Below are 26,092 nucleotides of genomic sequence, written 5' to 3'. Positions count from 1 at the left end.
GTCGCACTCACACGAACGCCGAGACTCCCGTCAGGGCGCGGCCCACGATCAGCGACGTGATCTCGTGCGTACCCTCGTACGAGTAGACCGCTTCGGCGTCGGCGAAGAACCGGGCCACGTCCGAGTCCACCACGATGCCGTTGCCGCCCACGAGCTCGCGGGCGAGTGCCGCGGATTCGCGCGCGTGGAGCGCCGTCCACATCTTGGCGAGCGATGAGCTGGCATCGCTGAACGCTCCGCGATCCTGCGCCGCCGACAACCCGGTCACCATGCCGAGCGATGCCGTGAGGTTGCCCAGGATCCGCGCGAGCTTCTCCTGCACCAGCTGGAAGCTCCCGAGCGGTCGACCGAACTGCTCGCGAGCGCGCGCGTGGCGCAGCGCGCCCTCGAGCGCACCGGCCTGCAGGCCGGTGGCGATCCACGCCACATCGGACCGGAGCGGGCGCATGATGGCGGCGACATCGCGCCAGGAAGCGATGCGCTGCAGACGTGCCGACTCCGGGACCCTGACGCCGTCGAGGGTGATGTGCGCGTTCTGCATGGGGCGCAGCGAGATCTTGCCGCCGATGACGTCGAGGGCGACCCCGGCGGCCGTGCGCGGCACCAGGAAGCACTTGACCTCGCCGTCCGCCGTGTCGCGGGCGAACACGGCCAGTCCGTCGGCGGCGGTCGCGCCGCCGATCCAGCGCTTCGCGCCGTCGATGATCCAGGTGTCGCCCTCGCGGGTGGCGGTGGTCGCGAGTCCGCCGGCGATGTCCGAACCGTGGTCGGGTTCGGTGAGGGCGAAGACCCCGCGGTAGGCGAAACTGCGGATCCGCGGATCGAGGTCGGCGACCTGCTCGGGAGAGCCGCCGAGGCGCACCGTGGAGCGGAAGAGACCCGACTGCGCGTTGAACATCGTCGCCACGGAGACATCGGCTCGGGCGAGGACGAAGTTGCGGAGGCCGCTGAACATCGTCGAGGCCGCCTCATCGGCATCGACTCCGTCGGGATCCATGAGGCGGAGCGGCGCGAGCGCGTCGATCACCGCGTCGGGCATGGTCGCCGTGTCCCACGCCGCGTTCATGAGCGGGACGACATCGCGCTCGAGTACCGTCTGCAGCTGCTCGAGCGCGGCGACCGCCGCGGGACTCAGGTGCGTGCGGGCGTAGCCGAGCGGATCGATGCCGAACGTGCGATCCGGGGTGAACTCGGGCTCGCGGGTGCGCTGCGTCGACGGTGACATGGACCCCCTCCGCTCAGTCGTCGAGGCCGAGCAGCCGCACGGCGTTGTCTTTCACGATTCCGGGCAACGCCTCGGGTTTGAGGTCCGTCAGCTCGATGTCGCGCAACCAGCGGTCGGGCGACAGCATCGGGAAGTCCGAGCCGAAGAGGACGCGGTCCTTCAGCAGCGTGCCCGCGTTGCGCACCAGTTGCGGTGGGAAGTACTTGGGGCTCCATCCCGACAGGTCGATCCAGGTGTTGTGCTTGTGCGTGGCGACCGAGATCGCCTCGTCCTGCCACGGAACCGAGGGGTGCGCCATGATGATCTGCAGATCGCCGAAGTCGGCGGCGACCCCGTCCAGCAGCATCGGGTTCGACAGTGCGAGCCGCAATCCGCGCCCGCCGCGCATGCCGGCTCCGATGCCGGTCTGCCCGGTGTGGAAGAGTGCGACGACTCCGGCTCGTTGCAGGGTCTCGTAGATCGGATAGAAGCGCTCGTCGCTCGGGTCGAAGCCCTGCACCGTGGGGTGGAACTTGAAGCCGCGCACCCCGCTCTCCTCGATCAGTCGCTCGACGCGGTCCACCGCATCCGGCAGGTTCGGGTCGACCGACCCGAACGGCACGAGCACGTCGGCGTTCGCCGCGGCGCCCGCCGCGATCTCCGCGCTCGAGATCGGCTCGTGGCCGAGATTCGTGGTGGCGTCGACGGTGAAGACGACTGCGGCCATGCGACGCTCGCGGTAGTAGTCCGCGACGGCGTCGAGCCGCGGCTGGAGCCCGCCGGTGCTGAAGTACTGCGCCGCTGCCGCCGCGAGGTCGTCGGGCAACGAGTTGTGGCCGTGCTCATCCATTTCGATGTGCACGTGCACGTCGATCGCGCTCAGGGACGCGACGTCGATGCGGGGCTCGTAGCGGGGCATGGCGTCTCCTTCGACTCCGGGTGGTGCAGTGCGGTGCGAGCGGTTATGCCTGCGGTGGCTGCAGCTCGTCGGGCAGCGGCGGGAACTGCTCGCCGACCGACTGCGGTGCCCCGCCGACGGCAGTGGGGAACTCGGCTGCGAGCGCCTCGGGCGTCCAGCCGCCGGCCTGGTATGCGCTGACGACCGGCTCGGGGTGCGACCACAGCTGCAGGCGATCGCCACCGACGCCGATGGCCTGACCGGTGACCTCAGCGGCGGCGTCGGAAGCGAGGTAGGCGATCAACGGGGCGACGTCTGCGGCGGTACCGAACCCGAGGGTGTGGCGGAAGAAGTCGGGCATCGGGTCTCCCTGCGCGTCGGCCTCCATGGCCGCGTGGAAGTAGGGCACCGTGGCCGTCATGGCGGTGGCCGCGACGGGAATGACCGCGTTCGCCGTGATTCCGGCGCGCTTCAGCTCGAGGGCCCAGGTGCGCACCATGCCGACGATGCCGGCCTTCGCGGCGGCGTAGTTGGTCTGGCCGAAGTTGCCGCGCTGGCCGGTGGGGGAGCCGATGCAGATGATGCGACCGCCCTCGCCCTGTTCGCGCATGCGCGTCGCCGCCTCGCGGACGCACGTGAAGGTGCCGCGCAGGTGCACGTTGATGACGGTGTCGAAGTCGTCGTCGCTCATCTTCCAGAGCACGGTGTCGCGCAGGACGCCGGCGTTGGTGACGAGGATGTCGAGACGGCCGTACGTGTCGAACGCGGTATCGACCAGCAGTTTCGCGGTCTCGGTGGGGCCGACGGGGGCGACGACGGCGGTCGCTCGACCGCCCGCCGCCTCGATACCGGCGACCGCTTCGGCCGCCGTCGCCTCGTCGACGTCGTTGATGACGACGGCGGCACCCTGCCGCGCGAGTTCGTGCGCGTAGGCGAGCCCGAGGCCTCGGCCCGATCCGGTGACGATGGCGACATTGCCTGCGAGTGTCATTGAGGCTCCTGACTGATCCGAATTGACTGCGCCTCCATTAGTTCAGATTTGATTGAAGAAGTCAATCATTGACGTTCTCACGATCCACGCCGGTCCGCTATCCGTCAGGTGCAGGACTTGCGATTCAAGCTGATCGCTGAACAGGATAGTTGCGATCAGCGCAATACCTGTCTAGGGTGAGGACGGACTGTTCGAGGGTAATGAGGGGCACCGGAATGACTCCAGAGGAACGAGCGAGGAATTCGAACGCCCGAGGGGGTGTACCGCGCACCGCGCACCGCGCAGCGCTGACCGCCACGCGACGGGCGGTGCTCGGCGGCGGTCTGGGCATCGGATTCATGACGCTACTGACGGCGTGCGGCGGCCGCGCGGTCGCCGGACCCCAGGTCGTGGTCGACGGACCGCCGCAGGAGGGCGGTGCGATCAGCATCGGCTTCGTCGGCGGCGGGGCCTCGGACACGCTGGACGGCGCCGTGGCGACGAACCTCGGCGACATCGCTCGGGCGGTGAACCTCTACAGCACCCTGCTCATGTTCGACCACGAGTACGCACTGCAGCCCATGCTCGCCACCTCGACCGCGCCGAACGACGACGCCACGGTGTGGACGGTGGAGCTGCGCGAGGGCGTGCGGTTCTCCGACGGCCGCGCACTCACCCCGCGAGACGTCATCGCGAGTTTCGAGCGCATCATCGACCCCGAGGATCCGAAGTCGGGCGCCGCGGCGCTCGCGCACCTCGACGCGATCGTCGAGACCGGGCCGCGCACCATCGAGTTCCGACTGTCGAGATCCGACACGGCGCTCGATCAGCAGTTCGCCATGTACAACAGCATCATCGTGCCGGCCGACTTCGACACCGCGAACCCCGTCGGCACCGGCCCGTTCATGCTCGAGAGCTTCACGGCGGCGCAGTCGACCGTGCTGCGGCGCAATCCCCACTACTGGGGCGACGACGGCCCGTACCTCGACGAGGTCACACTGCTCAACTTCAACGACACCGACGCGCTCATCAATGCGCTCCTCTCGAACCAGGTCGACGCCGTCGCCCAGATTCCGCCGGCCCTCGTCGACGTGCTCGAGGCCGACGAGCGCATCAACATCCTCGACTCCGAGACGGGTGCCTATCTGCCCTTCACGATGCGGGTCGACCGCGCGCCGTTCGACGATGCGCGCGTGCGCGAGGCCTTCCGTCTCGCCGTGGATCGCGAGGGCATGGTCGAACAGGTGCTGTCGGGTCGCGGAACCGTGGGCAACGACATGTACGCCGTCTTCGACGCCGCCTACCCCGCAGATCTGCCGCAGCGCACGCAGAACATCGCCGAAGCGCGGCGCCTGCTCACCGAGGCCGGGTACCCCGACGGCGTCGACGTCGAGCTCGTCACCGCCCCGATCCAATCGGGCGTGGTCGAAGCCGCGCAGGTCTTCGCCGAGCAGGTGGCCGAGGCAGGGATCCGCGTCACGATCAATCGCATGGACCTCACGGCCTACTGGACGGACTACCTGAACTACGACTTCTCGCAGACGTTCTGGTACACCCGCAGCTTCCTGCCGCAGACCATGGCGGGCATGATGCCCGACGCACCGTTCAACGAGACCGGATGGGACGACCCCGAGTTCATCGCGCTCGTCGATGAAGCCCGCGCCGAGACGGACGACGCGCGTCGCGATGCGCTGACCCGCGAGGCGCAGGAGATCCTGTACGACCGCGGCGGGTTGATCGTCTGGGGCTTCGCGAACCAGGTCGACGCCTATCAGAGCTACCTCGGCGGTCTCGTTCCGGATCGGAGCGGCCTCCCGCTCTCCGGCTTCAAACTGCACGAGGTGTGGATCGGAGACGTCGCATGATCCTCAGGCTCATCGTGCAGCGGCTCGCCGTCAGCATCCTCATTCTCCTGGCCATCTCGCTCATCATCTTCTTCGCGACGACCCTGCTGCCCGGCGATCCGGCCAAGGCGATTCTCGGCCAGCAGGCCACGCCCGAGCGCCTCGAAGCGCTGCGGGCGCAGATGCAGCTGAACGACCCGCCGTGGGTGCGTTACGGGGCCTGGCTGGCCGGCCTCGTCACCGGCGACCTCGGGGTGTCGGTCGCCTCGGGGCAGTCCGTCGCCTCCCTGCTCGGCGACCGTCTCGGCGCCTCCATCTTCCTGATGGCCGCAGCCGCGATCATCAGTATCCCCGCCGGGATCCTGCTCGGGATCTGGTCGGCGCTCCGTCGCGGGCGGGCGGCCGACACCGCGGTCACCGGCGTCTCGCTCGTGCTGGCGGCGCTGCCGGAGTTCGTGATCGGTATCGCGCTCGTGGCGATGTTCTCGACCACGGTCTTCCAGCTGCTGCCCGCCGTCACGATGGCGCCGCCGGGCACGCAGGTGTGGGACTTCCCGAGTCAGCTCATCCTGCCGACGCTCGTGCTCGTGCTCGTAGTGACGCCCTACATCGCCAGGATGATGCGGGCGACCATGCTCGAAGTGCTCGACTCCGGGTACGTCGAGATGGCGCGGCTCAAGGGAGTGCCCGAGCGGCGGGTCATCATGCGGCACGCGCTGCCCCACGCGATCGGCCCGGTGGCGCAGGTGGCGGCGATCCAGCTCGCGTGGCTCGCCGGCGGCGTCGTCGTCGTCGAGTTCCTCTTCCGGTTCCCCGGTGTCGGGCAAGCGCTCATCGACGCCGTGAACTACCGCGACGTGCAGGTCGTGCAGGCGATCACCATGCTCGTCGCCGTCGTCTACATCGTGGTGAACCTGCTGGCCGACATCGTCGGCATTCTGGCGAATCCGAAGCTGCGCACCGGAGGGGTCGAGTGATGTCCGAGATCAGTGTGAAGCCGCAGGCCGGCGGCGAGGCGCCCGTGGCGCGCAACACCGTCCTCACCCGCTTCTGGGCGCAGGGACAGGCCAAGATCGGGGTGATTCTCACCGCCCTCATCGTGGTCCTCGCCTTTGCGGGGCCCCTGCTGCTGCCGTGGGCGACGGGCTACTCGGCGACCGAGTTCGCGGCGCGACCCTTCCAGGTCGACGGCATCTTCGGCACCGACAACCTCGGTCGCGACGTGCTCTCCCGATTCCTCGCCGGGGGCACATCGCTGATCCTCTACTCGGTGCTCGCGACCGTCTTCGGCCTGCTCATCGGCGTGCTGTTCGGCATGGTGGCCGCGTACGTGGGGGGCTGGCTCGACTCCGTGATCATGCGCGCGAACGATGTGCTGCTCGCCATCCCGCAGCTCGTATTCGCGCTGCTCGCGATCACGGTGCTCGGCCCGCAGCCGTGGGTGCTGGTCACCGTGATCGCGGTGACGCACGCGCCCCGCATCGCTCGTGTCGCGCGATCCGCAGCGCTCGACGTGAAGGGCGAGGACTACATTCTCGCCGCCGAAATGTACGCGATGCCGAAGTCGCGCGTGCTCTTCCGCGAGATCCTGCCGAACATCACCGGCCCGCTCGCGGTCGAGGCCGGCCTCCGGTTGACGTACTCCATCGGCGCGATCGCCTCGCTGTCCTTCCTGGGACTCGGCATGCAGCCCCCGGCAGCCGACTGGGGTCTCATGATCAACGAGAACCGGATCGCACTCTCGATCCAGCCCTGGGGGGTCATGCTGCCGGTGCTCGCCATCGCCGTGCTCACCATCGGCACCAACCTCATCGCGGACTCGATCGCTCGAGCGTCCGCCTCGCGGAACGTAGGAGACGCATGATGACTCAAGCACCGTCCACGTCCACGTCCACGGCCGCGCGCACGGCGAGCGGCGCCCCCATGCTCGAGGGATCCGCCTGGCACGCGCAGGTCGCCGCAGGCGGCAACGTGCTCGAGATCGACGACCTCTGCATCGAGACCACGGCGGGGCGGCGCATCATCACGCACGTCGACCTCGACCTGCGCCCGGCCGAGATGCTCGCCCTTGTGGGCGAATCGGGATCGGGCAAGACGACCGTCGGGCTCACCGCTCTCGGCCGGATCAGGCCAGGGCTCGTGCACACCGGCGGCACCGTCACGCTCTACCCGTCGAACAGCGCCGAGGCGGCGGAGATGACCGGACTCGACGACCGCTCCGCGCGCCGCCTGCGCGGGTCGCGCGTGTCGTACATCCCGCAGGACCCGGCGCTCTCGCTGAACCCGAGCATGCGGGTCGGCGAGCAGATCCGCGAGGTGCTCGACATCCACGGGTTCGGTGCGAACCGGGACGAGCGCGACGAGCGCGTGCGCGGGGTCCTCCGCGAGGTCGGTCTGCCCGACGACGACGCGTACCAGCGACGGTGGCCGCACCAGCTCTCGGGCGGGCAGCAGCAGCGCATCGGCATCGCCATGGCGTTTGCCATGTACCCCGACCTGCTGGTGCTCGACGAGCCCACCACGGGCCTCGACGTGTCGACGCAGGCGCTCGTGCTCGACACGATCCGCGACATGACCGTGAAGAACAACGTCGCCGGCCTGTACATCACCCACGACCTCGCCGTCGTCGACGAGATCGCCGACCGAGTGGCGGTGATGCTGCAGGGCGAGCTCGTGGAGGAGGGGCCGACCGCCGAGGTGCTGCGCAACCCGAAGCACCGGTACACGAAGACGCTGCTCGCCGCGGTCCCCGACCTCGCCGGACGCAACCGCATCAGCCGGTTCGAGGAGACGAAGCAGAAGGTGGCCGAGGCGGGCACCGCCGAACTCTCGCTGCTCACACTGCGCCGCGAGGCCGGTGCGCCGATGACGGAGGCGATTCCGACGTTCGCGGCGGGGGAGTCGGTGCTCGAGGTGCGCGACGTCTCGGTCTCGTACGGCGCGAAGCGCGTGCTCGACGGCATCGACCTGACGCTCCGCACCGCCGAGTGCACCATGCTGCTCGGCGAATCGGGATCGGGCAAGACGACGCTGTCGCGTTCGATCGCCGGCCTCATCGATCGCTGGACCGGTGAGATCGGGTACCGGGGCGAGTCGCTCGCGCCCTCCACGCGCAAGCGCACGGTGCGGCAGCGTCAGGAGGTGCAGTACATCTTCCAGTCGCCGTTCTCGTCGCTGAACCCCCGGCGCACGCTCGGCGAATCGCTCGGCGTTCCGCTCGAGATGACTGGCGGACTGAGCGCGGCGCAGCGGCGCGAACGCGTCGAGGAAGCGCTCGACGCGGTGCGGCTCGGGCGCCGGTTCATCGACCGCAGGCCGGGCGACCTGTCGGGTGGCGAGCGGCAGCGCGCCGCTATCGCGCGCGCACTCGTGAACACCCCGAAGGTGCTGATCTGCGACGAGATCACGTCGGCGCTCGACGTCTCGGTGCAGGCGAGCATCATCGATCTCCTCACGCGGCTGCGGGAGGAACGCGGTCTGTCGATGCTCTTCGTCACCCACAACATCGCACTCGCGCGCCACGTCGCGAAACGGATCGCGGTGCTCAACCAGGGCGTCATCGTCGACGAGGGGCTCACCGACGAGGTCCTGCGACGGCCGACCCACGCCTACACGAAGGAGCTGCTCGCCAATGTGCCCACGCTCGAGTGACGCCGAGGCGCGTCTGCGCCGCGTCTTCGCCGATCACGTCGATGCCGGCGACGGCGGCATGTCGTTCGTGGCCTATCGGCACGGGGACACCCTCGTCAGCCTGCACGGCGGCAGCACGACGCGAGACGGCGACACCCCCTGGGGCGCCGACACGCTCGCGGTGCTCTTCTCGGGCACCAAGGGGATCACCGCGACCGTGGCCGGGATGCTCATCGACCGTGGACTGCTCGACCCGGATGCCCCCGTCGCCGAGTATTGGCCGGAGTTCGCCGCCGCGGGCAAGGCCGAGGTGCGGGTCGGCCACGTGCTCGCGCACACGGTCGGACTGCTCTTCGTCGACCCGGATCCGGCCGATGACGCGGAGCGCCTCGACAACCGCCTCATGGCCGACCGGCTCGCCGCCCAGCGTCCGCTGTGGGAGCCCGGTACGCGAGTCGCGTACCACGCGCTGACCTACGGATACCTCATGAGCGAGATCGTGCGACGCGCGTCGGGCGGAGCGACGGTCGGCGAGTGGATCCGGCGCGAAATCGCCGAACCGTTCGGGCTCGACCTGCACCTCGGCCTGCCCGCAGCCGAGGAGGCGCGTGTCGCCCCCGTCTTCCAGGCATCCGGCTACCGCATCTCGACGTTCCTCGAGAACGATCCGGAGCGCCGCGCGATCGTCGACCGCATGTACGGCAACGCGCTCACCGCGAGCGACTCGCCCTTCAACTCGCGCGCACTCCACGCGGCCGAGCTGTCCGCCGGGGGCGGCGTCGGCACCGCCGACGCGATGGCGCGACTCTACGCGCTCCTCATCGCCGATGACGCGCCGCTCGTCTCGCGCGCGACGCGCGAGCGGTCCACCCGCGAACGGTCGGCCGGCACCGACGCGATCAACGACCGTCCGGTCCGCTTCGGACTCGGGTACGAGCTCGACGACCCCATCGGCACCTACGGACCCGTGCGCCCCGCCTTCGGGCACACCGGCGCCGGCGGGGGCCTGCACGGCGCATGGCCCGAGCGCGGCATCGCCTTCTCCTTCCTCACCAACGAGATGCGCAGCGAAGACGTGGATCGACGCGCGAAAGACCTGCTCGCCGCGCTCGCGGCGCTCGACGACGCGCACCGGGAGAGCGGAGATGCCTGAGCGCCCCGCCCGTCGCGTTGCCGCCCCCGCGGACGCTGACTACGATGCAGACTGTGGCACGAGAGCGGCAGGAGTCCGAGACCTCCCGGGAGTTGCGGCTGCGAGTGCGCGACAGCATCGCCGACTCCGGCATCCCGCAGCGCGAGGTCGCGCGACGGGTCGGCATGGAGGAGACCAAGCTCTCGAAGTCGCTGCGCGGCACCCGGCGCTTCACACCGGACGAACTGATCGGCATCGCGACGGCGGCCGGCGTCACCGTCAACTGGCTGATGACCGGCTCGGACTCGGCCGACGGGCCCTCCGCCGCGCCGCACCCGGCGATCCTTCCCGGGCGCATCGCGGATACGCCGGACCGTGTGCAGAAGCGCCTCGAGATTCTCGACGCGGCCTGGCACCTCTTCGGCGAACGCGGGCTGCATGGCACGAGCATCGCGGAGATCGCGGCGCGGTGCGGGGTGAGCAGCGCTGCCGTGCACTACCACTTCGCGAGCAAGCGGGAACTCTTCGGCGAGTGCCTGCGCTACTCGGTGAAGCGCGCATTCGACCGGCAGGTCGCGACGCTCGCTCCGGGGGAGGCGCACGCCGATCGACTCAAACACCTCGTCGAGCTGCAGCTGCCGACCGGGGCCGAACTGACGACCGAGTGGGGCATCTGGCTGCAGAGCTGGAGCGCCGTGGTCGTCGGAGCGATGTCCGAAGAGGATCACGCGCAGGCGTACGGCAGGTGGTACCGCACCGTCGAGGACGTGCTGGCCGAGGGGCTCGATGCGGGAGCGTTCGCGTTCCCGTCGCTCCGCGACGCCGCGATGATGCTTACCGGGCTCATCGATGGATTCGGCATCAAGGTACTGGTCGGCCTGATCAGCGCCGACGAGATGCGCGACCAGGTGCACCGCTGCATCGACCGCACCATCGTCGCCCACACACCACCGGATTGAGGCAGACTTCCTCGATCCGATCGACCACCCGCATCGGAAAGGGGAAGACACCATGAGTCGTCCAGTCATCCTGACCTGCGCCCTCACGGGGGCCGGAGACACGACGGGCAAGAGCGAGCATGTGCCCGTGACGCCCGAGCAGATCGCCGCAGACGCGATCGCCGCGGCCCGAGCCGGAGCCTCGGTCGTCCACATCCACGTCCGCGACGTGGAGACGGGCCAGGGTTCGCGCGACAACGCGCTCTACCGCGAGGTCGTGCGCCTCGTCGGCGAGAGCGACGTCGATCCCGTCATCAACCTCACCGCCGGCATGGGCGGCGACCTCTTCGTCGACCCGTCGAACCCGACGACGCACCTGCCGGGTACCGACCTCGTGAGCGGCCTCGAGCGGCTGTCGCACGTGGAGGAGCTGCGGCCCGAGATGTGCACGATCGACTGCGGATCGCTGAACTTCGGCGAGGGCAGCCAGCTCTACGTGAGCACCCCGGACATGCTGCGCGAGGGCGCGGCCCGCATCCGCGAACTCGGGGTGAAACCGGAGATGGAGATCTTCGACACCGGTCAGCTCTGGTTCGCGAACGTCATGGTCGAGGAGGGGCTCCTCGCGCCGCCGCCGCTGTACCAGCTCTGCATGGGGATCCCGTACGGAGCGCCCGCCGACACGGGTCTGCTGCACGCGATGGTGAACCTGCTCCCCGAGGGCGCCGAGTTCACCTCGTTCGCGCTCGGACGCAACCAGATGAAGTGGGTCGCCCAGTCGGTGCTGCTCGGCGGCCACGTGCGCGTCGGACTCGAGGACAACCTGTACCTCAGCAAAGGCGTCAAGGCGACCAACGCGCAGCTCGTCGAGCGCGCCGCCGGCATCATCGGGGACCTCGGTGAGACGGTGGCGACGCCCGACCAGGCGCGCGACATCCTGCAGATCGAGCGCAACGGAGGACACCGATGACGACCGCAGCGAACCCCGCGGTGCTCGGCACCCCGCCCCCGCGCATGGACGACATCCGCACCGTCGCCTGCGTCGGCATCGGCACCATCGGCGGCGGCTGGGCCGCCTACTTCCTGGCGCGCGGCTACCGCGTGCGGGCGTGGGATCCGGCGCCGGACGCCGCGGAGCGGGTGCGGGCACTGATCGCCGCCGCGTGGCCGGCGCTCACCCAGCTCGGTCTCGCCGAGGGCGCCGACCCCGAGAACATCAGCGTGCACAGCGACCTCGCCGAAGCGCTCGACGGGGTGCAGTTCGTGCAGGAGAACGCTCCCGAAGTCCTCGAGATGAAGCGACGACTGCTCGCCGAGATCGACGCCGCGGCGCCGCCCGAGGCGATCATCGCCTCGTCCACGTCGGGCTATTCGATGACCGAGATGGCGCTGGAAGCGGAGCACCCCGAACGGCTCGTCGTGGGGCACCCGTTCAACCCGCCGTACCTCATTCCACTCGTCGAGGTCGTCGGCGGCGAGCGCACCGCCCCGGAAGCCGTGGAGTGGGCGTCGCAGTGGTACGAGCACATCGGCAAGTCCGTCATCACGATGGACCGCGAGGTGCCAGGGTTCATCGCGAACCGCCTGCAGGAGGCGCTCTGGCGGGAAGCCCTCCACATGATCGCGAACGGCGAGGCCACGGTCGACCAGATCGACCGCTCGATCGTCGACGGGCCGGGACTCCGCTGGCCTGCGCAGGGTCCGATGCTCACGTTCCACCTCGCGGGGGGTCCCGGGGGGATGGCGCACATGCTCGACCACTTCGGGCCGTCGTTGAAGTCCCCGTGGACCCGACTCGAGGCCCCCGAGCTCACGCCCGAGCTGCGCGACTCGGTCGTCGCCGGGTGCGACGATGAGGCCGACGGGCGGACCGTCGCCGACCTCGTCGCGGAGCGGGACCAGGCGATCATCGCGATCCGCAAGGTCATGCAGCACCTGGGCGGGAGCACCGCGTGACCGCCCTCCCCGTGTATCGCGCAGCGATCGTCGAGGACTGGATCGACTACAACGGGCACCTCTCCGAAGCGTTCTACGTGCTCCTCTTCGGATATGCGACCGACCAGGTCATGGACGGCATCGGTCTCGACGCCGACGCTCGTTCGCGCACCGGATCGTCGCTCTACACCGTGGAGGCGCACGTGAGGTATCTGCGGGAGGTCGCACTCGGCGCCGAAGTCGAGATCACCTCGACGATCGTCACCGCCGGTGCGAAGAAGCTGCACCTCGCGCATGAGATGCGGGTGGACGGTGAGCTCGTCGCCACCGAAGAGCTCATGTGTCTGCACGTGGCGGGGCAGCCGGCGGCGACTGCGCCGTTCCCCCACGATGTGGCGGGCCGCATCGCCGAGCTCTCCGGGACCCGCGCCCTCGAATGGGTGGGGCGCGCCATCGGCTGAGCGCCCCGGGGCGGGTCGGGGCGGGGCGGGCTCGTCCCGCCCTGCGTCCCGCCCTGCGTCCCGCCCTGCGTCCCGCCCTGCGTCCCGCCCTGCGTCCCGCCCTGCGTCCCGCCCTGCGTCCCGCCCTGCGTCCCGCCCTGCGTCCCGCCCTGCGTCCCGCCCCGCTTCACGTCGCCGAGATTGCAGTTCGTCTGGCTTGCGGAGGCACGAAAGGCGCGTTTGCGCGATCTCGGCGTGGTGCGGTGGACGGCGACCGGGGGACCGTCTCGGTGTTCGACGCGGCCCCCGCCGCCGTCGAGGGGTAGCCGCGTCGCATCCGCGCGTGTATCCTGATTTCGACAAGCGAAGTTGCTTTCGCAGAGCGAAATATTCGGGAGCACTCACCCGGGAGGTGCGGATGATCGACAAGACCGTCCCGTCAGAGGCCGAGGCCGTGGCGGGGATCCCCGACGGGGCCACGGTGATGATCGGCGGGTTCGGCCGTGCCGGTCAGCCCGTCGAGCTCATCGACGCCCTCATCGAACAGGGCGCCACCGACCTCACCATCGTGAACAACAACGCGGGCAACGGCGACGTCGGTCTCGCGGCGCTCCTCGCGAAGCGGCGCGTCCGCAAGATCATCTGCTCGTTCCCCCGGCAGAGCGATTCCTGGGTGTTCGACGGCCTCTACCGCGAGGGCGCCATCGAACTCGAACTCGTTCCGCAGGGCAACCTGGCGGAGCGCATCCGCGCCGCCGGTGCAGGCGTCGGCGGGTTCTTCACCCCCACCGGATACGGGACGGCGCTCGCCGCAGGCAAAGAGGTGCGCGAGATCGACGGCACGCACTACGTGCTCGAGTACCCGATCCGCGCCGACTACGCCCTCATCAGCGCCCGCACGGCCGACCGGTGGGGCAACCTCGTCTACCGCGAGACGGCCCGCAACTTCGGTCCGATCATGGCGACCGCGGCGACGACGACGGTCGCCCAGGTCGACGGATTCGTCGAGCTCGGCGACCTGGATCCCGAATCGGTCGTGACCCCTGGCATCTTCGTCGACCGGGTGGTCGCGGTCGGCGAGCGGCGCTGGCTGCGCGACGGCGCATTCGTCGGCGGCGTCGATCTCGAGGGCACCCCGCTCACCGACAACGCCGAGGAGGCGACGGCATGACGACCCGCATCACCCGCCAGGAGCTGGCGCAGCGCATCGCCGCGGACATCCCGGAGGGCGCGATCGTGAATCTCGGGATCGGCGCCCCGACGCTCGTCGCCAACTATCTCCCCGAGGATGAGGAGATCATCCTGCACACCGAGAACGGCATGCTCGGCATGGGGGGTGCGCCCGAGGCCGGGCTCGTCGATCCCGACCTCATCAATGCGGGCAAGCAGGCCGTGACCGCGCGCCCCGGAGCCGCGTACTTCCACCACGCCGACTCGTTCGGCATGATGCGCGGCGGGCACCTGGATGTCTGCGTGCTCGGCGCGTTCCAGGTCTCGGAGACGGGCGACCTCGCCAACTGGTCGACCGGTGCGCCCGGTGCGATCCCCGCCGTCGGCGGCGCGATGGACCTCGCGATCGGCGCGAAAGACGTCTATGTCATGACCGACCTGCTGACGAAGCAGGGGGAGTCGAAGCTCGTCGAGGCCTGCACCTATCCGTTGACCGGCGTGAGCTGCGTCTCCCGCGTCTACACTGACCACGCGATCTTCGACGTCACCCCCGACGGATTCGCGGTGCGCGAGCTCTTCGGCGACACGACGATCGACGCACTCGCGCAGCTCACCGGACTGAACCTGACCGACGCCACCGACGCGACCGGCACGACGACCGAGACGGAAGCATAGACCCATGACCGCAACCTTCATCTACGACGCCGTCCGCACGCCGTTCGGGCGCGGGGGCGGAGCGCTCTCCGGCGTCCGCCCCGATGACCTCGCCGCAACGGTGATGCGCGCGACCGTCGAGCGAACCGGTCTCGACCCGGCGCGCATCGACGATGTGATCTTCGGCGATGCGAACCAGGCGGGCGAGGACAACCGCAACGTCGCGCGGTTCGGCGCCCTGCTCGCGGGATTCCCGACCACCGTGACCGGTACGACCGTGAACCGGCTGTGCGCGTCCTCGGTCGAAGCGGTGATTCAAGGGTCGCGCGCGATCGAATCCGGCGATGCCGATGTGATCCTCGCCGGCGGGGTCGAGTCGATGAGCCGCGCCCCGTTCGTGGTCGAGAAGTCCGCGAAGCCGTGGCCGGCCGTCGGCAACCAGACCATGTGGAACACCTCGATCGGCTGGCGCATGACCAATCGGGCGCTGCCGCAGCACTGGACGATCTCGAACGGCGAGTCCGCCGAGAAGATCGCGCAGGAGTGGGGGATCGGCCGTGAGGCGCAGGACGCGTTCGCGGTGCGATCGCATCGCCTGGCTGCCGAGGCGTGGGCCGCCGGCCGCTACGATGCCGAGATCGTACAGGTGCCCGGGGTCGAGCTGGCCCGCGATGAGGGGATCCGCGACACTACGTCCATCGAGAAGCTCGCCGGGCTGAAAGCGCTGTTCGCCGCGGACGGCACGGTGACCGCGGGCAATGCGTCCTCGATCAACGATGGCGCGTCAGCGGTGCTGCTGGGAGGCGAAGGGGCGGTCGATGCCGAACCGCTCGCCCGCGTCATCGGTCGCGCGGCGCACGGTGTGGATCCGGACCAGTTTCCGATCGCTCCCATCGAAGCCGCGAACCGCGCCCTCGCGCGTGCCGGAAAGACGTGGGCCGATGTCGACTTCGTCGAGCTCAACGAGGCGTTCGCGTCGCAGTCGCTCGCGTGCCTCGCCGGATGGCCGGAGCTCGACCCGGAGCGGCTCAACATCCACGGCGGCGCGATCGCGATTGGGCACCCCCTGGGTGCCTCGGGCGGGCGCATCATCGGTCACGCCGCGCAGGAGCTGCGTCGTCGCGGCAGTGGTGTCGCGGTGGCCGCGATCTGCATCGGCGTCGGCCAGGGCCTCGCCGTCGTGCTCGAGCGGTAGGCGCGTGCGCCGTCAGGGGAGAGTCCGATGACCGAGGAGCCTCGCGACACGGACTTCGTGCAGTCGCTCGCGCGCGGCCTCGCCGTGATCCGCGCGTTCGACGCCGAACACCCGTCGCTCACGCTGAGCGAGGTGTCGCGCCGTGCCGAGGTCTCACCAGCCGCGGCGCGCCGCTTCCTGCGCACCCTCGAGTCGCTCGGCTACGTGCGTGCGGACGATCGCCGCTTCGCGCTCACGCCGCGGGTGCTCGAGCTCGGGTTCAGCTACCTGTCGGCCCTCTCGCTGCCCGAGACGATGCAGCCGCACCTCGAGCGTCTTTCGCGCGAGGTCGGCGAGTCGGTGTCGGCTGCCGTGCTCGCCGGGCCGGAGATCGTGTACGTCGCACGTGTGCCCACCCGGCGCATCATGTCGATCGGGATCACGATCGGCACCCGCTTCCCGGCCGCGGTCACGAGTATGGGCCGGGTGCTGCTCGCCCATCTGTCCGAGCGCGACGTGCGCGCGCTGCTCGCGGAGCACCCGCCGCACCCGCTCACCGACCGCACCACGACCGATGTCGAGACGATCATCGGGGAACTCGCGCGCGTGCGCGAACAGGGGTGGGCGATCGTCGATGGCGAACTCGAACTCGGACTCAGGTCCGTCGCGGTGCCCGTGCGCGGCCGTGACGGGAGCGTCGTGGCCGCGGTGAACGTCTCGATGAGCGCCACGCGCGACACCGTCGATCTCGTGCACGAGGTTCACCTGCCGCGTGCGCTCGCGACCGCCGCCGCGATCGAGGCGGACCTGCGGTTGCTCTGACCCGTCCGCGATTGGCGGTTCAGCGGGCGGCGGTGTCGACGCCCCGCGTCAGCCACGCGACGACGACGTCGCCGATGATCGCGCGCAGGTGGGGGCGACGATCCGGATCCTGCAGGTCGGTACCGAAGAGGTGGCCGAAGGTGTGCTGATTCGCGACCTGGAAGACGCAGTACGAGCTGATGAGCAGGTGGACGTCGAGGGCGCCGACATCGGTGCGGAAGTCGCCGGCCTCGCGCCCGCGCTCGAGCAGCTGGTCGAGCAGGTCGAGGGCCGGCGCATTGAGCTCCCGCAGCGATTCGATCTGACCGATGAACCTGCCGCGGTGAATGTTCTCGATGGCGACGAGGCGGATGAAATCCTCGTGGGCGAGGTGGTGGTCGTAGGTGAGCACTGCCAGGCGACGCAGTGCCTCGACGGGGGCGAGGCCGTCCACTTCGAGTTTCTGCTCCGCCTCGCGGATACCGCGGTACGCGTTCTCGAGGACCGAGAGGTACAGCTGCTCCTTGCTGCCGAAGTAGTAGTAGATCATGCGCTTCGTGGTGTTCGCGCGCTCGGCGATCTCGTCGACGCCCGTGCCCGTGTACCCGCCTGCGGCGAAGGCCGCCGTCGCCTCCGCGAGCAACTCGGCCCGGGTTCGCGCAGCGTCCCGCCGTTTCACGCCGTTCTCTGCCACACGGCCATCATTCCGGGTTGGTGGGGCGGGTGCAAGCGAGTCGTACTCCAGCCGCTCCATTTGACAACCGTTCGGAGCGATTGCATGATGTACGTACCGGTGAGTACATTACCGGATGGTTCGGAGTGCGACTGAGCACTGAAGACTCGCAATGACGGGAGCACGATGGCAGTGGAGCACGCGTATGCGATGGGGCTCATCGGCGACGGTGTGCTGCCGTCGCTCACCCCCGCGATGCAGATGGCCGAAGCCCGAGCCCACGGACTCGCGCTCGTGTACCGGCCGCTCGCACTCGACGCCCTCGGCCTCACCCCCGATGCGCTCCCCGACATGCTCGACTGGGCCGAGCGCCTCGGGTTCGACGCGCTCAACATCACGCATCCGTGCAAGATCGCGGTGATCCCGCTGCTCGACCGACTTGACGAGACCGCCTCGGCCGTCGGTGCCGTGAACACGGTCCGCTTCACCCCCGAGGGGCGCGTCGGGTCCAACACCGACACGACCGGCTTCGAGCACGCGATGCGCGAGGGCCTGCCCGGGGCGCGCACCGAGCGCGTCGTCCAAGTGGGTGCGGGTGGGGCGGGATCCGCCGTCGCCGACGCGCTCCTGCGCCTCGGCGCCCGCGAGCTCAGCATCATCGACGTCGATGCCGAGCGCGCCACCGCTCTGGCGGACGAGGTCGCAGCGCGGCACGGCGCCCACGTCGCGAGCGGCACGCCCGCCGAACTCCCGGAGCACCTCGCCGCCGCCGACGGTGTCGTGCAGTGCACGCCGATCGGCATGCACCAGCATCCGGGTCTGCCGTTCGACCCCGACCTCCTGCGCGAGACGCACTGGGTCGCCGACATCGTCTACCGGCCCCTCGACACCGCGCTGCTGGCGGCGGCGCGGGAGCGGGGGTGCCGCACCCTCAACGGCGGACGCATGGCCGTGGGTCAGGCCGCCGACACGTTCCGTCTCGTGACCGGACGCGAACCGGACATCGAGCGGATGCACCAGCATTTCCAGGGCCTCATCGAGGATGAAGGGGCCGATCACACCACGAAGGAGCGATCATGACCGACACCCGAACCGCGGAATCACTGGAGCCGCGCAAGACACCGGTGCGAGCGGCACTCGCCAGCTTCATGGGCAGCGCCGTGGAGTACTACGACTTCTTCATCTTCGGCACGGCCGCCGCACTGATCTTCCCGCGCATCTTCTTCCCGAGCGGAGACGACGCGGCGCTCGTCATGTCGCTCGCGACCTTCGGCTTCGCGTACATCGCCCGCCCGATCGGCGCCGTGATCCTCGGCCACTTCGGCGACCGGATCGGCCGGCAGCGCGTGCTCATGTTCACACTGGTGCTCATGGGCGTCGCCACCTTCCTGATCGGCTGTCTGCCGACGTTCGAGCAGATCGGCTGGCTCGCGCCGGGCCTGCTCGTGCTCTGCCGACTCATGCAGGGACTGTCGGCGGCCGGCGAGCAAGCCGGAGCATCGTCGCTCTCGCTCGAGCACGCTCCCGACAACCGGCGCTCCTTCTTCACGTCGTGGACCCTCACCGGCACGCAGGGTGGTCAGATTCTTGCCGCGTTCGCGTTCCTGCCCGTGACCCTGCTCGACGATGACAACCCGTTCAAGTACGAGTGGGCGTGGCGCATTCCGTTCTGGCTGAGCGCTGTGGTCGTGCTCGTCACCTTCTACATTCGCCGCACGCTCCACGAGACCCCCACCTTCCAGGATGCGAAGGCATCGGGCGAGATCGCGAAGATCCCGCTCATCCCGCTGATGCGCGACCACTGGCGCGATGTGCTGCGCGTCGTGCTCTGCGCGTTCGTCGCCGCGGTCTCCACCGTGTTCGGCAACCTCGCGATCGCCTACGGTGTCGCCGTCGGCCTCGCCGAGAGCATCACGCTCTGGCTCGTCGTCGTGGCGAACATCGTGGCGCTCGGCACGCAGCCCCTCTTCGCGATGCTCGCCGACCGGATCGGCCGCAAGCCCGTCTTCATCTACGGCGCGATCTCGTCCGCGGTCTTCATGCCCTTCTACATGCTGTCGATGACCGGCGACAATACGCTGCTCGTGTTCGTGCTCGCGGTGCTCACCTTCTCGTGCGGGTACGCTGCGGCGAATGCCGTGTGGCCCTCGTTCTACGGGGAGATGTTCACCGCGCGCGTCCGCTTCTCGGGCATGGCCATCGGCACCCAGCTCGGGTTCCTGATGGCCGGGTTCGCTCCCTCCATCGTCGCCGCGTTCGGCGGGGCGCAGGAGGGCGGATGGGTGCCGATCTCCATCTTCACCGGCATCATCTGCCTCGTCGTCACCGCTGCGGCACTCACGGCGAAGGAGACGAAGGACGTGCCGACCGAGACCCTCGGGGTGAAGGTCGTCGCGTAGGGCCCGGGCGGCGGTCGCGGGCGGCCGGGCCGGGCGGGGTGGCTCGGTTCTGCCCCGTCCGTCCCCTCCCGCCCGGCCCCGCCCCGCGCGCCCCTGACCCACTGCGGGCTCGGGGTGTGCGGGGTTTTGTGCCCTATCCCGGCGAATAGCGCACAGAATCCCGCACTCCAGGGCGGGAGCGGCAGGACACGGGCGGCGGACGCGGGCGGCCGGGTGTCGGGCGCCGAGCCCGCCGCCCGACACCGGGCGCTCACCGCCCGCGGAGGCGTTCTGTCAACCGGTGGGCGTGCTGCAGGAGCAGGCGTCCGAGCTCCCCGCGCCGTGCGGGGGTGAATCGGGATTCGATCCCGGTGAGACTGAGCGCCCACGCCGGTTTCCCGGCGGGGTCGAAGACGGCGGCGCCGAGGCCCCAGCTGCCTTCGACGATGAGTCCCGGGTTCACGGCGTAGCCGAGTCGCCGGGTTTCGGCGATGCGTTCCCGCACGGCGTCGGGGGCGTGCGCGGCGCCGTGCTCGGCTTCGAGTGGCGCGCGTTCCAGGTACTGTTCGATCCAGGCGTCTGACTGGAAGGCGAGCATCGCGGCGCCGGCCGAGGCGACGCCGAGCGGAAACCGCTTGCCCTCGTACAGGACGAACGATCGGATCGGGAAGCTGCCGTCCCGCCGCGACAGGCAGACGCTCTCGTCCCCGCGGCTCGCCGAGAGGAACGCGCTCTCGCCCGTGAGTTCGGCGAGCGACTGCAGGTGTTCGCGGGCGAGGTCGGTGATGTCGTAGCGGTCAGCCGCGACGGCGCCCATGAGGTACAGCTCGGGGCCGAGGAGCCACCGACCGGATTGCTGATCCCGGTCCACGAACCCTTCGGAGACGAGTGCGGTGAGCAGGCGGTGCGCGGTGGGACGGGTGATCCCGGTGCGGGATGCGACGGTCGTGGTCCCGGCGCCGTCGGGCATCGTCGCGCTGAGCGCGCGCAGCACCGCACCCACCTTGCTCACCACCTGCGTCCCGGCGTCCACATGGTGGACGATACCAGGATCGTTGCTCGCACAGCGAGCAGAACCGCTGCTCCGAGAGCCCCAGAACGCGCTGGCGGATACGCTCGAGCACGACGGAACACCGGCCCGCATGATGGACGCACTGATGCGGCGCACCGAGAGGAGGCCGATGATGGCCGAGAAGCTCAGAGCCAGCGCGGTCGATGCGCTCGACGGAATCGTGCGCGACGGCATGACGATCGCGGTCGGCGGGTTCGGTCTCTGCGGTATTCCGATGAACCTCATCCGCGCACTCCGCGACACGGGGGTGACGGATCTGACGATCGTGTCGAACAACATGGGCGTCGACGGGAAGGGACTCGGGCTGCTGCTCGAGAATCAGCAGGTCTCTCGTGTGCTCGCCTCGTACGTCGGCGAGAACCAGCTCTTCGCCTCGCAGTACCTCGATGGCACGCTGGCGGTCGAGTTCGTGCCGCAGGGCACCCTTGCCGAGCGGTTGCGCGCCGGGGGAGCCGGGATCCCCGCGTTCTACACCCCCACCGGAGTGGGCACGCCGATCGCCGACGGCAAGCCGGAGGCCGAGTTCGACGGTCGGCGCGCGATCCTCGAGCGCGGCATCGTCGCCGATCTCGCCCTGGTGCGGGCGCACGCCGGCGATGCCGAGGGGAACCTGCGGTATCGCCTCACCGCGCGCAACTTCAACCCGCTCGCGGCGATGTCGGGCCGCGTGACGGTCGCCGAGGTGGAGCACCTGCACGACGGCTTCCTCGACCCTGAGCGCATCGACACCCCAGGGGTGTTCGTGCAGCGCACGGTCGTGGTCGAGGATCCGGCGAAAGACATCGAGAAGCGCACCGTGCGTGAGCGGGAAGGGGCATGACCGTGTGGAACCGGGATGACATGGCCGCGATCGCCGCGGCCGAACTCGAGGACGGGCAGTACGTGAACCTCGGGATCGGGATCCCGACGCTCGTCGCGAATCATCTGCCGCCCGGGATGCACGTGCACCTGCAGAGCGAGAACGGGATCCTCGGCATGGGGGCGTTCCCGCTCGACGGCGACGAGGACGCCGACCTCATCAACGCGGGCAAGCAGACGGTCACCCTCGCGCCGGGCGCGAGCATCTTTGATTCGGCGACCTCGTTCGCCATGATCCGCGGCGGGCACGTGCAGACCGCGATTCTCGGCGCGCTGCAGGTCGCGGGCAACGGGGACCTCGCGAACTGGACGATCCCGGGCAAACTCGTGAAGGGCATGGGCGGCGCGATGGACCTCGTCGCCGGTGCTCCTCGGGTCATCGTCATCACCGATCACGTCGCGAAGGACGGCACCCCGAAGATCGTCGCGCAGTGCGAGCTGCCCCTCACCGGGGCGGGAGTCGTCGACCGCATCATCACCGATCGGGCCGTGTTCGACATCGTCGACCACGCGCTCGTCCTGCGACGCGTCGCTCCGGGACTCGACGCGGAGGACATCCGGGCGTGCACCGGTGCCCCGTTCAGCGTCGAGCTCGACGTGCCTCCGGATCCGGCCAGGTGACCGCGGTCAGGAGGCGACGACCGCGCCTCGGCTGATCACCCGGTGAATGCTGTCCTCCGGCCGTGCGAGGACCGTGACGTCGTCGAGCGGGTTCGCGTCGAGCAGCAGCAGGTCGGCGCGCGCGCCCTCGGCGAGCACGCCGAGTTCGCCCTCGGACTGGAGCAGACGCGCCGCCACCGTGGTCGCTCCCCGCAGGATCGCACCGGCCGACTGCACCTGTGCACGGATCTCGAACTCACGACTCTGGTGGTGCCACATCTCGCCGAGCAGATCGGAGCCGTACGCGATGTTCACCCCACCTGCGTCGGCGAGCTGCAGCGCGGCGAGTCCGGCGCCCAAGACGTCATCGACCTTCTGCTGGCTCGCCGGGGGCAGGCCGAGGCGCGCGCCGTCGGCCTTCAGCCGCTGGTAGGTGACGAGGGTGGGAACGAGGAAGGCGTCGTGCTCGACGAACAGTCTGACCGTCTCGTCGTCGAGCAGGTTGCCGTGCTCGATCGAGCGGACGCCGAGGCGCAGCCCGCGGTTGATCGCACGGGCCGTGTAGGCGTGCCCGAGCACGTACCGGTTCGCGGCCTCGGCCTCCTCGACGGCGGCGCGGATCTCGTCGTCGGAGAACTGGGTGGAGTCGACGCGGTCGGTGGGGGAGGCGACGCCGCCGGACAGCATGAGCTTCAGGTGATCTGCGCCGGTGCGGAACTGCTGCCTCGCACCCCGCCTGACCTCGTCGACGCCGTCGCAGACCATGCCGATGTGCGGGCAGCACTGGTGGTTGTCGACCACTGTCGCGCCGGGAGCCCGCATGTCTGCGTGACCACCGGTCTGCGAGAGTGATTTGCCGCCGAAGAACAGTCGGGGTGCGACGAACAGTCCCTCGGCCGCCGCCCGTGCGAGGCCGAAGTCGGCACCGCCGGCGTCGCGGAGCGTCGTGAACCCGCGCCGCAGTGCGCCCTGCATCGTGTTGATGGCGCAGGCGGTGAGGTACGCCGGCGATTCGTCGCCGAGGCTGCCGAGGTCGGGGGTGTTGGCGAGCACGTGCACGTGGCAGTCGATCAGCCCCGGCATCGCGATGCGTCCGCCGGCGTCGAGCACGTCGTCGCGATCGCTGCCGTCGCTGTCGCCGCCGATCGAGGCGATATGATCGCCGGATACGCGGATGGTCGTCGGTTCGGAGATGCGCTCGGTCTCCGGATCGAGGATCCGGACGTTGGTGATCGCTGACGTGGGGGCCTCGAGTTTCACTGCATCGCCTTTCGCTCATGCGCCGAGACGGGTGCCGTCCCTGGCGTTCACTTCACCACGGTAGGCAATTGCAAAGGACTTTGCAAAACATGACGGATGAACTCTCCCGCTGGATCGACGGTCTCGTCGACGGGCGCCGAGTGCCGCAGGCGACGGCGCGCATCGTCGAGGTGCTCCGCACGAACCCGCAGGTCGCCGCGTTCTCGACGGTGCAGGCGATGTCCGAACTCGCCGAGGTGAACATCGCGACCGTGACCCGGGCGGCGCAGTTCCTCGGGTTCCGCGGCTGGCCCGACTTCATCCTCGACTACCGCGGTCACTACCTCGCGCAGCTGGGGGCCGATGCCGTGCTCGCCCCCGACCCGCCGAGCGGTACTGCGGGCGGAGCCCGCTTCTCGGTGCAGCAGGATGCTCGGGCGCTGCAGTCGCTGGCGGAGACCCTGAACGAGGATCAGGTCGCGGGGGCGGCGTTACGACTGGCGTCATCACGGCGATCCGTCGTCCTCGCGACGGGCACGTACCTGGCCCCGGCGAGTGTGCTCGCGCACAACGGTCAGCTGCTGGGGTACGATCTCGAGCTGCCGTACGGTTCGGCGTCGACGCAGATGAACGCGGTGCGCAAGCTGGGGCCGCAGGACACGCTGGTCATCTTCAACATCTGGAAGACGGCGGCGATCGTTCCGCGGCTGGCGCGGTTCGCCCACGCCCGCGGGGTGCCGATCATCGCCTTCGCCGACCGGACGACTCCGGCGGTCGGCCTCGCCGACGTCGTCCTCACGGTGCCGAGCGAGGGGGCGCGGTACCTCCCGTCGTCCATCCCGGCGATCTCCGCCGTGCAGGCGGTGCTGAACGCGCTCGCCGACCGCGACCGTGATCGTGCGGAGCGCAGCCTGCGCGAAGCCGACGAGTTGTGGGGCGAGCTCGGCATCGTCGCCGGAGATTAATCTGCAAAATTCTTTGCATAACGGGCGTGGTCCAGACATACTGGGCACGACCCTGTCCCCTTCCTGAGGAATATTCATGTCCACGACCAACATCGTCGTTCTCGTGTCGTACATCGTCCTGATGATCGTCGTCGCCGCCTGGTTCTCGCGCAAGAAGTCCATGCAAGACGGCAGCGACTTCATCATGGCCGGCCGATCGCTCCCGACCTTCGTGCTCGGCGGCACCCTGCTCGCCACCTTCGTCGGCTCCGGATCCATCATCGGCGGGGCCAGCTTCGTCTTCTCGAACGGTCCGCTGCCCGGCATCTTCTTCTTCATGGGGACGTTCGTCGGCATCATCTTCCTCGCTCTGATGTCGCGGCGTATCCGCCAGAACTCGTTCAACACCGTGCCCGAGCTGTTCCGCGCCCGGTTCGGACCCGTCACGAGCGTCATCGGCACGGTGGTCGTGCTCGTCGCCTTCATCGGCATCGCCGCGTACCAGTTCACCGGCGCCGGGTACATCTTCAGTCTGATCACACCGATGAGCGAGGTGCAGGGGACGGTGGTCGCGCTCGTCCTCATCGGCTTCCTCGCGCTCTCGGGCGGACTGAAGTCGGTCGCCTGGACCGACTTCCTGTCGTCGATCCTGGTAGTGCTGGGACTGGGTGCCGCGCTCGTGTGGGTGTTCATCAACGATTTCGGGGGCATCGGCGGCTACGTGAACCAGTTGAACCCCGCGTTCACCACACTCACCGGCACGCTGAACCCCGTGCAGATCCTCGGGTTCTTCCTGCCGCTGTTCCTGCTGGTGCTCGGCGACCAGAACATGCATCAGCGGATCGGCGCGGCGAAGAACCCGGCGACCGCGTTCAAGGCGATCCTCGTGTTCTTCTTCGGCACCGCGCTCGTCGTCGCGCCGATCATCCTGCTGGCATCGGGAGCGACGATCCTCAACCCCGGCTCGGATCCCGACATGGCGATTCTCGGCCTCGCTGCGGGCGAGTTCACGCCCGCGATCATCGGCGCGGTGATCCTGACCGCCGCGCTCGCGATCATCGTGACCACCGGTTCCTCGTATCTGCTCACCTGCTCGGGCAACATCGTGTACGACCTGGTCTTCCGCCCCGGCACCGAACGTCGTGAGCGCCCCGGCGCCGAGCGCCGCGAGCTGCTCGTGAGCCGGGTGGGTGTTGCGGTCGTCGCGGTGCTCGGGTACGTGATGGTGCAGTTCTTCCCGTCGCTGCTCGCACTGCAGATGTACGCGTACACGATGTACGGCGCGGCCATCACCCCCGTCGTGATCGCGGCGCTGTTCTGGAAGCGGGCGACCGCAGCCGGCGCGATCGTCTCGATGCTCGCGGCGGGAATCACGACCATCGGCTGGGAGGTGTTCGGGCCCGGCGAGCAGGTCGCATCGGTCGTCGTGGCGCTTCCGGTGGCCGTGATCACCCTGGTGGTCGTGTCGCTGGTCACGCCGCGCCAGACCCCGGCGCCGAAGGTCGCAACGGAGACACCGGATTCGGCGCGGGTCTGAC

The 26,092-nt window shown here is 69.5% G+C and carries 25 protein-coding genes; 19 read left to right on the top strand and 6 right to left on the bottom strand.

What is annotated here, in order from left to right; all coding sequences use genetic code 11:
- Window positions 1-7 precede the first annotated feature (7 nt).
- Genes J4H85_RS00300 through J4H85_RS00290 form a run of 3 tightly spaced genes read right to left on the bottom strand, consistent with a single transcriptional unit; the run spans window position 8 to window position 3,093 of the window.
- A complete protein-coding gene (locus J4H85_RS00300; protein WP_208235813.1) occupies window positions 8-1,225 on the bottom strand; it encodes an acyl-CoA dehydrogenase family protein in 1,218 nt (405 codons plus the stop codon).
- 13 nt (window positions 1,226-1,238) lie between these two features.
- Entirely contained in the window at window positions 1,239-2,123 is an 885-nt protein-coding gene (locus J4H85_RS00295) for an amidohydrolase family protein (RefSeq protein WP_208235811.1), read from the bottom strand.
- Between the two features lie 43 nt (window positions 2,124-2,166).
- A complete protein-coding gene (locus J4H85_RS00290; RefSeq protein ID WP_208235809.1) occupies window positions 2,167-3,093 on the bottom strand; it encodes an SDR family NAD(P)-dependent oxidoreductase in 927 nt (308 codons plus the stop codon).
- Between the two features lie 215 nt (window positions 3,094-3,308).
- On the opposite strand from J4H85_RS00290, the gene J4H85_RS00285 reads away from it, so the two are divergent.
- From J4H85_RS00285 to J4H85_RS00225, 13 genes are all read left to right on the top strand, one after another.
- The gene (locus J4H85_RS00285) at window positions 3,309-4,937 is read left to right on the top strand and encodes an ABC transporter substrate-binding protein (RefSeq protein WP_208235807.1); all 1,629 of its coding nucleotides are present in this window, start codon (window positions 3,309-3,311) and stop codon (window positions 4,935-4,937) included.
- Complete coding sequence (locus J4H85_RS00280) at window positions 4,934-5,893, top strand: ABC transporter permease (RefSeq protein ID WP_208235805.1); 960 nt, start codon at window positions 4,934-4,936, stop codon at window positions 5,891-5,893. Before J4H85_RS00285 ends, J4H85_RS00280 begins: the two co-directional genes overlap by 4 nt.
- The gene (locus J4H85_RS00275; protein ID WP_208235803.1) at window positions 5,893-6,780 is read left to right on the top strand and encodes an ABC transporter permease; all 888 of its coding nucleotides are present in this window, start codon (window positions 5,893-5,895) and stop codon (window positions 6,778-6,780) included. Before J4H85_RS00280 ends, J4H85_RS00275 begins: the two co-directional genes overlap by 1 nt.
- Window positions 6,777-8,567, top strand: a complete 1,791-nt coding sequence (locus J4H85_RS00270; protein WP_243893286.1) for an ABC transporter ATP-binding protein — start codon at window positions 6,777-6,779, stop codon at window positions 8,565-8,567. The genes J4H85_RS00275 and J4H85_RS00270 overlap by 4 nt, the downstream gene beginning before the upstream one ends.
- Window positions 8,548-9,699, top strand: coding sequence for a serine hydrolase domain-containing protein (locus tag J4H85_RS00265; RefSeq protein WP_208235801.1), 1,152 nt, complete (start codon window positions 8,548-8,550; stop codon window positions 9,697-9,699). The genes J4H85_RS00270 and J4H85_RS00265 overlap by 20 nt, the downstream gene beginning before the upstream one ends.
- Window positions 9,700-9,752: 53 nt before the next feature.
- On the top strand, window positions 9,753-10,637 hold the full coding sequence (locus J4H85_RS00260) for a TetR family transcriptional regulator (RefSeq protein ID WP_208235799.1): 885 nt from the start codon (window positions 9,753-9,755) through the stop codon (window positions 10,635-10,637).
- Between the two features lie 52 nt (window positions 10,638-10,689).
- On the top strand, window positions 10,690-11,586 hold the full coding sequence (locus J4H85_RS00255; protein WP_208235797.1) for a beta-keto acid cleavage family enzyme: 897 nt from the start codon (window positions 10,690-10,692) through the stop codon (window positions 11,584-11,586).
- Window positions 11,583-12,572: a 3-hydroxyacyl-CoA dehydrogenase NAD-binding domain-containing protein gene (locus J4H85_RS00250; RefSeq protein ID WP_243893285.1), complete on the top strand. Its 990-nt coding sequence runs from the start codon at window positions 11,583-11,585 to the stop codon at window positions 12,570-12,572. The genes J4H85_RS00255 and J4H85_RS00250 overlap by 4 nt, the downstream gene beginning before the upstream one ends.
- The gene (locus J4H85_RS00245; protein WP_208235795.1) at window positions 12,569-13,012 is read left to right on the top strand and encodes a thioesterase family protein; all 444 of its coding nucleotides are present in this window, start codon (window positions 12,569-12,571) and stop codon (window positions 13,010-13,012) included. The genes J4H85_RS00250 and J4H85_RS00245 overlap by 4 nt, the downstream gene beginning before the upstream one ends.
- 397 nt (window positions 13,013-13,409) lie before the next feature.
- A complete protein-coding gene (locus J4H85_RS00240; protein ID WP_208235793.1) occupies window positions 13,410-14,162 on the top strand; it encodes a 3-oxoacid CoA-transferase subunit A in 753 nt (250 codons plus the stop codon).
- Entirely contained in the window at window positions 14,159-14,836 is a 678-nt protein-coding gene (locus tag J4H85_RS00235) for a 3-oxoacid CoA-transferase subunit B (protein WP_208235791.1), read from the top strand. The genes J4H85_RS00240 and J4H85_RS00235 overlap by 4 nt, the downstream gene beginning before the upstream one ends.
- Window positions 14,837-14,840: 4 nt before the next feature.
- A complete protein-coding gene (locus tag J4H85_RS00230) occupies window positions 14,841-16,010 on the top strand; it encodes a thiolase family protein (RefSeq protein WP_208235789.1) in 1,170 nt (389 codons plus the stop codon).
- Between the two features lie 27 nt (window positions 16,011-16,037).
- Window positions 16,038-16,811: an IclR family transcriptional regulator domain-containing protein gene (locus tag J4H85_RS00225; RefSeq protein ID WP_208235787.1), complete on the top strand. Its 774-nt coding sequence runs from the start codon at window positions 16,038-16,040 to the stop codon at window positions 16,809-16,811.
- A gap of 19 nt (window positions 16,812-16,830) precedes the next feature.
- Here the strand turns inward: J4H85_RS00225 and J4H85_RS00220 are convergent, their stop codons facing one another.
- Window positions 16,831-17,484 carry a TetR/AcrR family transcriptional regulator gene (locus J4H85_RS00220; protein ID WP_307863276.1) on the bottom strand — a complete coding sequence of 218 codons (654 nt, stop codon included), beginning with the start codon at window positions 17,482-17,484 and terminating at the stop codon, window positions 16,831-16,833.
- 165 nt (window positions 17,485-17,649) lie between these two features.
- Between J4H85_RS00220 and J4H85_RS00215 the strand changes: the two genes are divergently transcribed.
- Both J4H85_RS00215 and J4H85_RS00210 read left to right on the top strand, forming a co-directional pair.
- Entirely contained in the window at window positions 17,650-18,543 is an 894-nt protein-coding gene (locus J4H85_RS00215; RefSeq protein WP_208235783.1) for a shikimate dehydrogenase, read from the top strand.
- Window positions 18,540-19,862 (top strand): MFS transporter, encoded by a 1,323-nt coding sequence (locus J4H85_RS00210; protein WP_208235781.1) that lies wholly within the window; start codon window positions 18,540-18,542, stop codon window positions 19,860-19,862. The genes J4H85_RS00215 and J4H85_RS00210 overlap by 4 nt, the downstream gene beginning before the upstream one ends.
- Window positions 19,863-20,112: 250 nt before the next feature.
- Here J4H85_RS00210 and J4H85_RS00205 read toward each other — a convergent pair whose 3' ends face one another.
- A complete protein-coding gene (locus J4H85_RS00205) occupies window positions 20,113-20,811 on the bottom strand; it encodes an IclR family transcriptional regulator (RefSeq protein WP_243893328.1) in 699 nt (232 codons plus the stop codon).
- Between the two features lie 214 nt (window positions 20,812-21,025).
- On the opposite strand from J4H85_RS00205, the gene J4H85_RS00200 reads away from it, so the two are divergent.
- Window positions 21,026-21,733 carry a CoA transferase subunit A gene (locus J4H85_RS00200; RefSeq protein ID WP_208237228.1) on the top strand — a complete coding sequence of 236 codons (708 nt, stop codon included), beginning with the start codon at window positions 21,026-21,028 and terminating at the stop codon, window positions 21,731-21,733.
- Window positions 21,730-22,392, top strand: coding sequence for a 3-oxoacid CoA-transferase subunit B (locus J4H85_RS00195; RefSeq protein WP_208235779.1), 663 nt, complete (start codon window positions 21,730-21,732; stop codon window positions 22,390-22,392). Before J4H85_RS00200 ends, J4H85_RS00195 begins: the two co-directional genes overlap by 4 nt.
- A 6-nt stretch (window positions 22,393-22,398) precedes the next feature.
- On the opposite strand, the gene J4H85_RS00190 is transcribed toward J4H85_RS00195, so the two are convergent.
- On the bottom strand, window positions 22,399-23,631 hold the full coding sequence (locus J4H85_RS00190) for a metal-dependent hydrolase family protein (protein ID WP_307863273.1): 1,233 nt from the start codon (window positions 23,629-23,631) through the stop codon (window positions 22,399-22,401).
- Between the two features lie 89 nt (window positions 23,632-23,720).
- Between J4H85_RS00190 and J4H85_RS00185 the strand changes: the two genes are divergently transcribed.
- On the top strand, window positions 23,721-24,575 hold the full coding sequence (locus J4H85_RS00185; protein ID WP_208235777.1) for a MurR/RpiR family transcriptional regulator: 855 nt from the start codon (window positions 23,721-23,723) through the stop codon (window positions 24,573-24,575).
- 76 nt (window positions 24,576-24,651) lie between these two features.
- Window positions 24,652-26,091: a sodium:solute symporter family protein gene (locus tag J4H85_RS00180; protein ID WP_208235775.1), complete on the top strand. Its 1,440-nt coding sequence runs from the start codon at window positions 24,652-24,654 to the stop codon at window positions 26,089-26,091.
- Window position 26,092 lies beyond the last annotated feature (1 nt).

This window comes from Leucobacter tardus, from assembly GCF_017583045.1.
In the GTDB taxonomy this organism is placed as follows: Bacteria; Actinomycetota; Actinomycetes; order Actinomycetales; family Microbacteriaceae; genus Leucobacter; species Leucobacter tardus.
Note: the sequence above shows the minus strand (reverse complement) of the source record. Positions and strands in the feature narration are given on the sequence as shown.